This is a genomic window from Paenibacillus sp. y28 (assembly GCF_037137075.1).
Lineage (GTDB): Bacteria > Bacillota > Bacilli > Paenibacillales > NBRC-103111 > JBBBNV01.
In genome coordinates this window covers 1-12,794 of sequence record NZ_JBBBNV010000050.1, presented here as the reverse complement: position 1 = coordinate 12,794, position 12,794 = coordinate 1, and the positions used below count along the sequence as shown (strand labels likewise).

The window sequence follows — 12,794 nt, the reverse complement described above, 5'->3', positions numbered from 1 at the left end:
TTTAATATAACACATTCGCCTACTCGATTGCAAGTACTTTTTTTAATTTCTTTTTTCGAACCGAAGCTCGAAGCAGCACTTGCAGCTTTTGTCGATGTGTGCCGTTTTAGCGGCGAGAATTAATATACCATAGGACTTCGCATATGGTCAAGCTTTTCGGCAAATTTTTTTTAGGCTTATTTCTCAAAGCTGCTTTAATACAGAAGTTATAGTCGAGAAAGCCTTATAGAAAGCGGAATTCAAGGCACGTCTCTTCGTCGTTGGATTTAGAATTCCCTACGGAGTAAATCCGGAAGGGGGCCGCGGCGGAGACTCGCTCATACTGGGCGTATAATAAACAAAAAGGGCAGGTCACCCCGTCAATGTCATTAATTTTAGCTTCATGACATTGACGGAGACCTGCCCTATATACAGAAGGCCCTGTATTATTCAATCATGCCCTCAACAGGACTGCTGGCCGATGCATAGCGCTTTTTGGGGATACGCCCTGCCAAATAACCAAGCCGGCCCGCTTCCACTGCAAGCTTGAATGCTTGCGCCATTTGCACCGGATTATCAGCCCCGGATACCGCCGTATTCAAAAGCACGCCGTCCGCTCCGAGCTCCATCGCCAGAGCTGCATCTGAAGGCGCTCCAATGCCGGCATCCACGATAATCGGCACCTTCGCTTCTTCAATAATGAACCGGAGGTTGTTCGGATTTACAATTCCTTGACCAGAGCCGATTGGAGATGCCCCCGGCATAACCGCCGCCGCTCCCGCCTCCTGAAGCTTCCGCGCCAAAATCGGATCATCCGAGGTATAAGGCAGCACGATAAAGCCTTCATCCACTAAAATTTTTGTTGCCTCCAGCGTTCCGACAGGGTCGGGCAGCAAGGTTCTTGGATCGCCGATTACCTCTACCTTAATCATATCGCAAAGCCCCGAGGCTTTTGCCAGGCGAGCGATTCGAACAGCCTCCTCGACTGTGTAGGCCCCGGCCGTATTAGGCAGCAGGGTGTATGCCTTCAAATCAAGCTGCTCCAGGAAATTGGGCGCATCCGGATTATCAATCGGGAGACGGCGAATGGCAAACGTCAAAATTTGAGCCTCAGAAACAGCGACGGCCTCACTCTGTACCGGGATGGACGCGAACTTGCCCGTTCCCAGCAGCAAGCGGGATTTAAACTCGTACGGACCGATTTTTAATGTATCAGACATTGTTAATACTCCTCTCTCTTCACAAAAAGGTGTAATTCGGCTTTGTTTCCGCGTACAACCTTACCCTCCGCCTACAAAATGAACAATCTCAATTTGATCGCCTTCCGACAGCTCGGTTGCAGAATAAGCCGTCCGGTCTACAATGGTCCGGTTCAGCTCGATAACCAAAATCTTGTTTTCCAGCTTAAACAAAACCAATAAATCGGCAAGAGTCGCCACAGAATCTACTTCGCGCTGTTCCCCGTTAATTACAAGCTTCAATGTCAACCCTCCTCTGCCATGCACACTAACCACTTATCATACTTTTCCGGTTCCCTGCTGCGTCTGTCCGTCTCCTACAATTGATGTGCCTCCTGTCTTTAGCTGCCCAGACCTCCGCCCGTGTAATTCCAATTACAGCCACTTGAACGCTGGATAGGATTTAACGCCTTCCAACAAGGATTGGAGAGCCTATCGATTCACGGGCTTACCTGACAAACGAGCAGCCAAATAAGGCCTGCACGGCGTTCCCCTGTATCTTAGCCAACAAAAAAGCCAACCCTTAAGGTTGGCAGGAGATCGAATGCAGGTTACTGCAGCTGCGACTTCCACCTTCCCTACGCTGGTATGATCCAGGGCGCTTGTTCTGAACAAGACGCACAACAGGTTCCAAGGGTCTAAGAATTTGCATTCTTTTCTCAACCGAGGCACTACTCGGCTCCCCCAGTGGTTCATATGATGTTTTTACTAGTATAGCACACGCGGCTATATTTTCGTATATTTTAATTCCAAATGCGTGAGGTCGGCATCTCCCATGACGGCGACTTCTTTAATCAGCGATTTACGGACAAGCTTGTTCAGGAGCAGAGACAAATCCGCATGGGTCAAAGCAAGATCCGGCTCACACTGCAGGTCCTCCACCGTCCATGGCTCCTCACGCTTCTCCAGCAGCCGTACCAGCAGAGAACAGCATGATTCCATTTTGGACATAACCGAGAACTCACAAGCCAGCAGGACAAGCTCTACCCGCTGCGCAAGCGTCTCAGTGCTTAGCGTCAATTCCTCATAAAGCTTGTATACTCCTGGATTAACCCGTTTGACATGCGCCCAGACCGACAGCTCCGGATGATACCCCTCTTCAATGATGACGATTCGCGCCCAATGGTGCAGTGCTTCAAGCGTACTTGAATACGCATCCAGGGTTTGCTCTTCTTGAAGATATTGTTTGGCCTGCAGGTAACTGTGCAAAAAATGATTAAACTCGGCAAACAGCTTTCGTTCGCGGAGCTCAATAGGAAATTCAAGCAGCTTATGTCGCAGGCGCTCCATAAACAATCCCCGGTCCAGCACAATGTCCCCCTTCAAAATCCATTGAATGAGACGGCGGTTATCGCCCGTCAAGAGCCCGCTTTCCAAATCATTGGTGCCAATCCAACGTTCTTGTATCCGGTATCCGTCTTTTATATAATGATAAAGTGAGTGTGATTGTTCGGACTGATCTGTCACAATAAGCAGCAGTAAGTCGAATGCGTCGGTCAGTGGGCTAAAACGTGTCGGATTGGATACAGCACTTACGCTGATCACGGCAGGATTACTTTCGTAGTGCTGCAGCAGTTGTTGTTGAATCAACCTTTCCATGAAGGCCTCCATGACTTGGGATCTGTGATTCTACACTAAAGAAGATTCTACATGGAAACGGATTTTCCTGCCGGGTAAAAAGGAAACTATATGAAACGGGAAGAGGACAGGCTTATGTTCTTTAAAAGCAGTAAAATTAATGAGTTCCGGCTGTGGGGACTGTTCCTTACTATGGCGGGAATGGGCTTGATGATCCTGGGACTGGCGGGGATTGTATTCAACTGGGCCGGCGGGCAAATCATTGCCGCCATCAGTATGGTTCTGGGCATGATTATGCTGCTGGGAAGCATGGCCATTTATTTCTGGGCCGGAATGCTCTCGACAAGCGCCGTTATGCTGGAATGTCCGGAGTGCGGCAGACAAACCAAGATGCTGGGCAAAACGGACCGCTGTATGTATTGCAAAACGATTTTAACCCTGGACCCGAAATTAGCGACAGAGCCTTACGAGGATACCACGGAGGCCGCTCTAGAAGCCGGTGGCAGAGCAGGCGCTCAACCGGATGGTTCGAAATCATAATAAATCTGCTGAAGAAGCCTGATACTGAAAAGAGCTTCAATCTGATGTTTTACGTTACTAATGTTTCATTTGGTCAACTATAGCTTCTTACGACGCAGCCCTGTACGCTAGTTAAAAAGCCGGCCCGAACCTGCCATACGCAGTTATCGGGCCGGCTTTTTTTGCCTGAGCATGAAAAGCTATGCCATTACCAGCTACTTCTCAGAAGAATACGAAAATGATGAATGAACAAAAAGTGCTATTTCAAGTTATCCTTTAAAACATCCCAAATTTCCGGCCTCTCATAGCCGCGGCGCCAGGAAGCGATACCGGCTAAATTATATTTGTTCACCAGTTGAGCCCGGGCTTTTACGGACAATTCATTCTCCAGCCAGATCTTAATGGTCTGGCCATTTTCCGTATACTCCACATACTGCTGGCCGCTTGCGGCGTCCATCTGCGGCTTCAATCCCTTATTCTTGATCATACCTTCCACAGTCGGCATAGTCACCGCCTTGGAGCTGACCTGTGTCTTGCCGTCCTTCACTGTCTCCGTCCAAATCCGTGTATAAAACGGAATGCCGAGCAGGAGCTTGGAGGAAGGCACCTGATCTTCCTTCATAATGCGGGTGATGCTTGACTCCACCCAGGGCAGTGAAGCGACCGATCCCGCCTTGGGACTGCTTGCCCAGTGTTCGTCATATGTCATCACCATCATGTAATCTATGGATTCCGCCAGCGCCTTGCGGTCATAGAACATGGACCATTGCTCATTCGTGGATTTTGGTGTTACATCCATCGAAACTACAAGCCCCTGTTGATGAAGAAGCGGCGTAAGCTCCCGTACAAATTGAGTAACCTTGGCCTTGTCCTTCAAATATACGTTCTCGAAATCGATATTGATGCCTTGAAGCTTGTACATTTGCGCAAACGCGAGCAGTTGTTTAATCATTTTGATCCGCTTATCATACGTCGATAATGCTTCTGAGGTCATCTTCGGATCGAAGCTGTTGCTGAACAGCGCCCATACCTGATAGCCCCGGTCACGCGCCCATTTGACATATTCGGGATCAGCGTTATTTTTGAGGTTCCCTTCTTCGTCAAGCAGATGAAACCAGGTTGGGCTAATCACATTGAGACCCGGCATATCGGGAATAGTGGCTGTATCCGGATTTTTGCGCTCCACCTGCTCCCAGATCAAATTAATTTTGCTTCCTGCAGCCGGCTTCCACGCTTCAAAGGATTCCTCTGTCTTCGGAGCCGGGACCGTCTCTGCGTCCTGCTCCTCCAATTGGGCCTGCTTCATGTAGCCCGTGACACCATTTTCAAGCTGTATTCTGGCCCATTCCCCTTGATTCTCCCAGCGCAGGACACGCTGACCTATCGTCGCATCCGCTACAATAGGCTCCTTAATCGAAGGACCGCGCCGAAGTGGAACCGGCTTACTTGGGTCATTCCCCGCTGCCGACGCAGATACTGCCGACCATGGCAGAACATCTCCTTGCTTAATAAGACGAACTACACCGGTTTCCTCGGACTCTATGATCTGGACGCCATAAAACGTTTCAAGCGGACTGATCGGAATATAAATTTGCTTGCTGGCCGTCTGCTCCACCGGTACATGAAGCTGCAGCGGCTTCTCATTCACCATCGCTGTGAGCACATCTGTTTTGAGACGAATTACCTTGTCCTTCGTTGTAATGATGACGGAATTGCTCGCTTCTTCATAAACAATATTCGGATCGAGCAGATCTTGCACTAATTCAAGCGGCAGCTTAAGACCTTCCTTCTTTCCCAGTGCCGTTGAGGTTTGAAGCTCCCCTGCATAATAAATCGGCTTGTCCACGCCTCCGAAATCCGGATTCACCCGCTCGGAATTCGGCCAATACTTGTCCATCCATACATACGCAGCTGTCACAATCATTAGAAACAATGCAACAATGGAAGTAACTCTGCGTCGCCTGCGGCGCCTCCGCTGAACGGAAGCGAACTGATAATCCATGTTTTCCCCCTACTGTGATCAGATTTGTGTATAACCTATATCCTGTAAACGGTGTGCCCTCCAGTTGATAGGTTCAGTTCCGTTTACAAGGGATATCCCATTTGATAAGCAAAGCCATCTAATACGCTTGTCCGCATAATGAACCGCCGGCCGAACGATAGTTTAAATGACTCGCTGGCTTTAATCCGTGAATCCGTTGTACGTTTCGCCATGCTTTTCCAAAGAAAGCTTGTTAGTCATCCAGCAAAAAAAGCAGCCCCTGAGGGCTGCTTTTCGCAAACGATTGTTTAATGACAGGATTTAATTGCACACTCCGGACAGACACCGTACACTTCCAGACGATGCCCTTTCACCTGAAAGCCGGATTGCCGGGAAGCTTCTTTTTCTACATCCGAAAGTTTAGGATATTCAAAATCGACGATTTTGCCGCATTGCTCGCAGATAGCATGATAATGCTCAGACATGTCAGCGTCAAACCGGCTGGAGTCGTCTCCGTAAGTAAGCTCTTTTACAAGACCGGCCTCAATAAACACTTTCAGGTTATTATATACCGTTGCCACACTCATACTCGGAAAACGGTCCGCTAACGAGCGGTATATTTCATCTGCGGTTGGATGGGACATCGTATCCAGCAGGTAGGCCAAAATGGCATGCCGCTGCGGCGTCATACGCACGCCGGTCGTTTTCAATTTTTCCACTGCTTGTTCGAATTGAAATGCCATGTCCATCACCCACCAGTTTTTATTGCCATTAACAAAATCAATTGAAAAATGATAATGACTGTAAGTATATAATTATTGTAAGTCGTGGGTTCCCTCTTTGTCAATGGAAAGGGGCCCGTTGTACGTACAATCTCATTTGCGTGCAAGCTCCCGAAGATAAAGAAATACACAGCCGACGATCAAAATCGCCGCTGCTGCCATAAGAGCCCGCCGTATGCACAAAGGTACTGAGCCGCTCCGGTCGATGCGTGAACATGAATAAACCGGTCCCGCCTGCAATGAGCTAACGGCCCAAGCGGCATGCCGAGGAAAAAAGATTCCTGGCCCGGAGCAGTCAGCATTCGTGTTCTCTCCCGCAATTTGTAAAGTACGCTTTTGTGCTCCCTTATCGGACTATGGATGTCAAGCCGGATTAATCTTGGGTCCAGCAAACAAAATAAAATTGGAGGATTGTTGGTAATATTGTACCATGAAATCCGGGCGAGCATGAAATAAGAAAGGCGGCCTGGCTTTAATTGAAAAAAGAAGTTAATATTCCCGATTTAAGGTATTCTTAAGGAAAAGGCGTCTTTCTCCTGCTATACTGGTACTATACTATGTAAACATAAGGAGAACGCCGTATGAAGCTGCTAAAAGAACTGGGTGGATGGGTAGGCACCTTTGCCATCTCTTTGTTACTGGTCGTCGTTATCGGCGCATTTGTGTTTCAACCAACGAAAGTGCTAGGCCACTCGATGGATCCGACTTTACAGGATAGTGAACGCATCTATATTTCGAAAATCTCTCATACCCTCGATCAAGTGCCGGAATACGGGGACATTGTTATTATCGACAGCCGCGTAGATCGGAACCGCACCATTGCAGATGATTTGATGGACAGCTCGCCGCTGAATTTGTTCAATGCCAGCGACCGGCATGTCTGGGTCAAGCGTGTTATCGGTAAGCCCGGCGATACAATCGAGATTAGAAGCAACAAGGTATACCGCAACGGCGAAGAGCTTCAAGAGCCTTATATAAATGAAGCCATGGCTAATAACTCAGAGAGAACGTGGATCGTTCCCGAGGATTACATCTTCGTGATGGGCGACAACCGGAATCACAGCAGCGACAGCCGGGCAATCGGACCCGTACCGGTCAGCCACGTGCTTGGAAAAAAGCTATAGCCTTTAATTGAAGTTCACCTTGGACAACAAGCCAGTACTCCATGCAGTTGAACCGTAGTTTTTCCCTAATATGCTACTTACACCGTTCCGGAGCGCCGTATCGACCTTAAAGCCGCGACCGGACAACCGGATTTCAACTATTATTGCCTACAAAATAAGCCTCCAGCCCGCAGCTTTGAAGTGCTCCCTTGTGGAAGACAGTTTTTTATTTCAACTGTCTTCCACAAGGGAATTACTTCAATCCTCAGCGGTCGGAGGCTTCTTTATTCATTTTTGTCTTCGAACAAACGGGCATACTCCGCGTATCCTTCTTTTTCCAATTCTTCTTTAGGAATGAAGCGCAGCGAGGCCGAATTAATGCAATACCGGAGACCGGTCGGCTGCGGACCGTCATGGAATACATGGCCGAGATGAGAATCCGCTTCTTTACTGCGCACTTCGGTGCGCACCATACCATGAGTCAGGTCAATCTCCTCTTTAATTTGCTCATTCTGCAGAGGCTTGGAGAAGCTTGGCCAGCCGCAGCCGGAATCAAATTTGTCCAGGGAGCTGAACAGCGGCTCGCCGGAAACAATATCGACGTACAAGCCCTCGTCATGATGATCCCAAAACTCGTTACGGAAGGGCGGCTCCGTGGCGCTGTTCTGTGTAACTTCGTACTGCAGCGGAGTTAACCGGGACCGCAGCTCCTCCTGATTGCGCTTCGTACTCCAATGGCGCTTAATGAACGCATCGCGGCCGGAACCGGCGCGGTACATTTTGTACCGAATCGGATTTTTATGATGATAGTCTTGATGGTACTCTTCCGCAGGGTAAAACACCTCGGCCGGAATAATCGGTGTTACAATCGGCTTATCAAACCGGCCGCTGACTTGAAGCGCCTGCTTGGATGCCTCAGCCTGCATGCGCTGCTCCTCTGTATGATAAAAAATCGCTGTGCGGTATGAGGAGCCGCGGTCATGGAACTGGCCTCCCTCATCCGTGGGATCAATTTGCTGCCAAAATAGCTCAAGCAGCTTCGTGTATGGAAAAACGGCAGGGTCAAATGTAATTTGCACCGCTTCATAATGGCCTGTCGTATCGGAGCAGACTTCCTTGTAGGTCGGGTTAACAGTGTGTCCTCCGGTGTAACCGGAAACGACGCTTTCAATCCCGGGCTGATCCTCGAACGGGGAAACCATGCACCAGAAGCAGCCTCCCGCAAAGGTAGCCAGCCGAGCGCTTTGTTCCGAATCCGGCAACAAGCTTGAATTGTTCTGTTCCATGATTATGCTCCCTTCATCCATTCATTTCACTCTTCTATATTATAAAATAAATCGGCCGGCAAGCAAAACAGCCTGCCCAGAGACTGGTTGTCTCAGACAGGCTGCTGTTATGCGCGGGTCTGCTTAGTTGTAAAGCTACGCGTTCAAGCGGTCGATAATAAGCTTGTTCACGAGCCCCGGGTTCGCTTTGCCCTTCGTTTCTTTCATAATTTGGCCTACGAGGAAGCCGACGGCCTTCTCTTTTCCTGCCTTGAAATCGGCCACAGACTGCGGATTCGCTTCCACAATCCGATCAACAATCGCTTTAATGGCGCCTTCATCGCTAATTTGAACCAGGCCTTGTTCTTCTACGATTTGCTGCGGCGCTTTGCCGGATTCCAGCATTTCTTTGAAAACCGTCTTCGCGATTTTGTTGCTGATGGTTCCTTTCTCAATCAGGCCAATCATCTCGCCTAAGCCTTGACCCGTGAGCTTAACATCCTGGGCCTCCAGATTGTTGGCGTTCAAATAGCCGAGATAATCCCCCATAATCCAGTTGGCCACCGCTTTGGCATCCTTCGTATAGGTCAGGCTTTGCTCAAACAAATCGGCAATGGCCATGCTCGCGGTAATGACGGAGGCATCATAGCTTGGAAGTCCGTATTCGGCCGCGTAGCGGGCTTTCCGGGCATCCGGCAGCTCCGGAATCGAGGCCTGCACACGGGCCTTCCATTCTGCATCGATGTGAACAGAAACAAGGTCCGGGTCCGGGAAATACCGGTAATCATGCGCTTCTTCCTTGCTGCGCATCGAAAGGGTCTTGCCTGCAGCTTCATCCCAGCGGCGGGTTTCCTGCACAACCTTGCCCCCGCTGAGCACAACATCAGCCTGACGCCACTCCTCATACTCCAGCCCCTTCTGCACGCCGCGGAAGGAGTTCATGTTTTTCAGCTCTGCCCGCGTACCGAACTTCTCCTGGCCAAACGGACGGATACTGATATTCGCATCGCAGCGGAGCGAGCCTTGCTCCATCTTGACGTCGGAGACGTCGCAGTACTGCATAATCGCCTTGAGCTTCTCCAAATAAGCCTTGGCTTCTTCAGGAGAACGAATGTCAGGCTCAGACACAATCTCAATCAGAGGTGTTCCGACACGGTTAAAGTCAACAAGGGAAGATCCCCCGTCGGCATGTGTCAGCTTACCGGCATCTTCTTCCAGATGGACCCGGGTTACCCCGATCCGCTTTGTCACGCCGTTCACTTCGATTTCAATCCAGCCGTGCTCGCCAATCGGCTTGTCATACTGTGAAATTTGATATGCTTTCGGGGAATCCGGGTAAAAATAGTTTTTCCGGTCAAATTTGGTGATGTCGGCAATTTGGCAGTTCAGCGCCATCGACGCTTTCATTGCATATTCAACCGCCTGCTTGTTCAGCACAGGCAAGACGCCGGGGTGTCCAAGACAAACCGGGCAAGTATGGGTATTGGCCGGGGCTCCGAATTCGGTAGAGCAGCCGCAGAAGATCTTGCTCTTCGTGTGCAGCTCTACGTGGACTTCCAGCCCGATGACCGTCTCAAATTGTTTTTCTGTTGTCATATGGTTTGTCGTCCCCTTTCCTAGAGCTGCGGTTTGCGCTGATGGTGATCGGTATTTTGCTCAAAGGCATGCGCCACACGCAAAATAGTCGATTCATCCAACGCTTTACCGATAATTTGCAATCCGACCGGCATCCCGTCAACAAGCCCGCACGGAACGCTAATAGCCGGGATTCCGGCAAGATTCACAGGAATGGTCATGATGTCATTCAGATACATGGTCAGCGGATCGTTGACCTGGTCGCCAATTCGGAACGCCGGTGTCGGCGCCGTTGGCCCGATAACGACGTCAAAGTTTGCAAAAACCTGATCGAAATCCTGCTTAATTAACGTACGTACTTTTTGCGCCTTCAAGTAATACGCATCGTAATAACCGGAGCTCAGTGCATACGTCCCCAGCATAATACGGCGTTTTACCTCCGGACCGAAGCCCTCGCTGCGGGATTTGTGGTACAGCTCCAGCAGGTTGGACGGGTTCTCGGTACGAACGCCATAACGAACTCCGTCAAATCGCGCCAGATTGGAAGACGCTTCAGAGGAAGCCAGCAAATAATAGGTTGCTACAGCATACTCCGTATGCGGCAAGGAAACTTCCTCCCATGTTGCGCCAAGCTTCTCCAGCTCAGCCAGCGCAGCGAGCACCTTCTCCTTTACGCGCGGATCGATGCCTTTACCCAAATACTCCTTCGGCACCGCAATACGAAGCCCTTTAATATCGCCGCTAAGAGCACTGATATAATCAGGAATAGTTACATTGGCCGAAGTGGAGTCCTTCGGATCATGGCCTGCAATAGCCTGCAGCAGATAAGCCGAATCCTCGACATTTTTAGTTAATGGACCGATCTGATCCAGAGAAGAAGCGAAGGCGACAAGACCATAACGGGATACGAGGCCATAAGTCGGCTTCAACCCGACGACGCCGCAATACGCCGCCGGCTGGCGAATAGAACCGCCGGTATCCGATCCAAGCGCAAAGTATACCTCGCCCGCCGCAACCGCAGCCGCAGAGCCGCCGCTGGAGCCGCCGGGGACATAGTCCAGGTTCCATGGATTCCGGGTCGGGTAAAACGAGGAGTTCTCATTCGATCCGCCCATGGCGAATTCGTCCATGTTCAGCTTACCGATGCTCACGGTTTGAGCTTGCTTCAGCTTCGTCACGGTTGTAGCGTCATAAATCGGGTTGTAATTGGATAAAAATTGGCTGGCGCAGGTTGTTGTGACGCCTTCGGTAACGATATTATCCTTAATACCGATCGGCAGGCCGAACAGAAGTCCCCGCTCTCCTCCAGCCGTGAGCTGATCGTCCAGCCGACGGGCCGTTTGACGGGCATTTTCCTCATCAAGCAGAAGAAATGCTTTTACTTGATCCTCGACCTCTCCGATACGGCGGTACGACTCGTCCACCAAATCGGAGACGGAAATTTGCTTGCCAGCGAGCTGGTTATGTAATTCCTGTAATTTCAGTTCAAACAGCGACAAATCAGGCTCCTCCTTCATTTTGCTGCCTGGGCTTCAGGGCTTGCCCAAGCGGTAAAACCAGCAATGTCATTCACTTAGACAATATCTTCCGAATCTCATGAGCATAGGCCTACGATGGGCGATTGTTACTCCAGAACAGCCGGCACCTTAAACTGGCCGTCCTCTTCATCCGGCGCATTAAGCAGCACCTTCTCTAATGGAAGCGACGGACGCACTTCGTCCTCTCTCATTACGTTTGCCATCGGCATTGCATGGCTTGTCGGCTCTACCCCATCGGTATCAAGCTCATTCAACTGCTCGGCGTATTTCAAAATGGCGTTCAGCTGCTCCGTGAACGTTTGCTTTTCTTCTGCAGTCAGGTCGAGCCGGGCCAGCGCCGCTACCTTCTCCACATCTTGAATACTGATGCTCATGTCCAGTTCCTTCCTTTCGTGGGCATACGAAACATGACAGGCAGGCTCTGCTTGTGACAGAATTTGCCCATACATGTCGGGTTTGTTCTATTATAGCCTACAATGGGGGATGTTCTCAATGCTCCTGGATCGCTTGAATACTTCCCTGTTCAGCTGCCCGAGCCCGCTCCCCCGATTGTTCGCAACAAAATAAATACCCCTTCCGTCAGCCACCGGATTCACCTGAAGGGCACTCCGGTATTTGGTAGAAGGGATATGTATCAAATCCATGCTTTCAAGTTAATTTGCCGCACGAAATCCTCCTGCGACTGCACTTCCTGACTTTGCTCTTCTTTGGCTTCACCGACACTGCCGCCATTCATCACATGCCGGAACAGCGCCTCATTCTTCGTCGCCAGCGCAAAATCGATGAGCGCTTCCCGCTCCACGCGGTCCACTTCACTTTGCACCAGCACCTCTTCCAGCTCAATATCATCCGCGGGAACAAAAAAATGTTTATTCGCCTTCGGCGCGCGCACCACATAATCGAAGATGTTGTCCGCATTGCGATCATAGGCAATAATATATCCGTAATCTCCCACCGGAAGATTCTGTTCAAGGCTATCATTAATAAAAACTACTTTCTCCCCCAAACGCAGCATGCTGCTCCCCCCTCAGATTGAAGCTCCTGAACGAGCGTAGCCCTCAGTAAAGCCGATTAATCTACGTCTGTCCGTATATGAACATGGTACTAAAAAAAGGAGGCAGTGTCCAATTAAAACGAATTCTATTCAACATTTTTGTAACTGGACAGTGAAAAGTTCTCGTTGAAAATCGACACATGAAAAATAACCCAATCAAGCGAGTACATGATATCCTAAGG

12 protein-coding genes are annotated in these 12,794 nt (G+C 49.9%); 2 read left to right on the top strand and 10 right to left on the bottom strand.

The annotated features are described in order from the left end of the window. Nucleotides 1–425: 425 nt before the first annotated feature. The 3 genes from WBG83_RS21610 to WBG83_RS21600 all read right to left on the bottom strand — a co-directional run bounded on the left by WBG83_RS21610 (nucleotide 426) and on the right by WBG83_RS21600 (nucleotide 2,816). Nucleotides 426–1,199: a thiazole synthase gene (locus WBG83_RS21610; RefSeq protein WP_336747458.1), complete on the bottom strand. Its 774-nt coding sequence runs from the start codon at nucleotides 1,197–1,199 to the stop codon at nucleotides 426–428. A 60-nt stretch (nucleotides 1,200–1,259) separates the two neighbouring features. After that, nucleotides 1,260–1,460: a sulfur carrier protein ThiS gene (thiS, locus tag WBG83_RS21605; RefSeq protein ID WP_336747457.1), complete on the bottom strand. Its 201-nt coding sequence runs from the start codon at nucleotides 1,458–1,460 to the stop codon at nucleotides 1,260–1,262. A 483-nt stretch (nucleotides 1,461–1,943) separates the two neighbouring features. Then, complete coding sequence (locus tag WBG83_RS21600; protein ID WP_336747456.1) at nucleotides 1,944–2,816, bottom strand: nucleotidyltransferase-like protein; 873 nt, start codon at nucleotides 2,814–2,816, stop codon at nucleotides 1,944–1,946. A gap of 114 nt (nucleotides 2,817–2,930) precedes the next feature. Between WBG83_RS21600 and WBG83_RS21595 the strand changes: the two genes are divergently transcribed. Then, nucleotides 2,931–3,335, top strand: a complete 405-nt coding sequence (locus tag WBG83_RS21595; RefSeq protein WP_336747454.1) for a YgzB family protein — start codon at nucleotides 2,931–2,933, stop codon at nucleotides 3,333–3,335. 238 nt (nucleotides 3,336–3,573) lie between these two features. On the opposite strand, the gene WBG83_RS21590 is transcribed toward WBG83_RS21595, so the two are convergent. Together WBG83_RS21590 and perR are read right to left on the bottom strand one after the other, a co-directional pair. Next, nucleotides 3,574–5,316, bottom strand: coding sequence for a glycosyl hydrolase family 18 protein (locus WBG83_RS21590; RefSeq protein WP_336747452.1), 1,743 nt, complete (start codon nucleotides 5,314–5,316; stop codon nucleotides 3,574–3,576). A gap of 287 nt (nucleotides 5,317–5,603) precedes the next feature. Beyond that, nucleotides 5,604–6,038 (bottom strand): peroxide-responsive transcriptional repressor PerR, encoded by a 435-nt coding sequence (perR, locus tag WBG83_RS21585; protein WP_336747451.1) that lies wholly within the window; start codon nucleotides 6,036–6,038, stop codon nucleotides 5,604–5,606. Nucleotides 6,039–6,658: 620 nt separating this feature from the next. On the opposite strand from perR, the gene lepB reads away from it, so the two are divergent. After that, the gene (gene lepB / locus WBG83_RS21580) at nucleotides 6,659–7,201 is read left to right on the top strand and encodes a signal peptidase I (RefSeq protein ID WP_336747450.1); all 543 of its coding nucleotides are present in this window, start codon (nucleotides 6,659–6,661) and stop codon (nucleotides 7,199–7,201) included. Nucleotides 7,202–7,464: 263 nt separating this feature from the next. Here lepB and msrB read toward each other — a convergent pair whose 3' ends face one another. The 5 genes from msrB to WBG83_RS21555 form a co-directional block, all read right to left on the bottom strand. After that, on the bottom strand, nucleotides 7,465–8,466 hold the full coding sequence (gene msrB / locus WBG83_RS21575) for a peptide-methionine (R)-S-oxide reductase MsrB (RefSeq protein ID WP_336747449.1): 1,002 nt from the start codon (nucleotides 8,464–8,466) through the stop codon (nucleotides 7,465–7,467). A gap of 135 nt (nucleotides 8,467–8,601) precedes the next feature. Further along, complete coding sequence (gene gatB, locus WBG83_RS21570; protein WP_336747448.1) at nucleotides 8,602–10,041, bottom strand: Asp-tRNA(Asn)/Glu-tRNA(Gln) amidotransferase subunit GatB; 1,440 nt, start codon at nucleotides 10,039–10,041, stop codon at nucleotides 8,602–8,604. 20 nt (nucleotides 10,042–10,061) lie between these two features. Next, nucleotides 10,062–11,519 (bottom strand): Asp-tRNA(Asn)/Glu-tRNA(Gln) amidotransferase subunit GatA, encoded by a 1,458-nt coding sequence (gene gatA / locus WBG83_RS21565; RefSeq protein ID WP_336747447.1) that lies wholly within the window; start codon nucleotides 11,517–11,519, stop codon nucleotides 10,062–10,064. A 125-nt stretch (nucleotides 11,520–11,644) separates the two neighbouring features. After that, nucleotides 11,645–11,932, bottom strand: coding sequence for an Asp-tRNA(Asn)/Glu-tRNA(Gln) amidotransferase subunit GatC (gene gatC / locus WBG83_RS21560; RefSeq protein WP_336747446.1), 288 nt, complete (start codon nucleotides 11,930–11,932; stop codon nucleotides 11,645–11,647). A 260-nt stretch (nucleotides 11,933–12,192) separates the two neighbouring features. Further along, nucleotides 12,193–12,573, bottom strand: a complete 381-nt coding sequence (locus tag WBG83_RS21555; RefSeq protein WP_336747444.1) for an ATPase — start codon at nucleotides 12,571–12,573, stop codon at nucleotides 12,193–12,195. Nucleotides 12,574–12,794 lie beyond the last annotated feature (221 nt).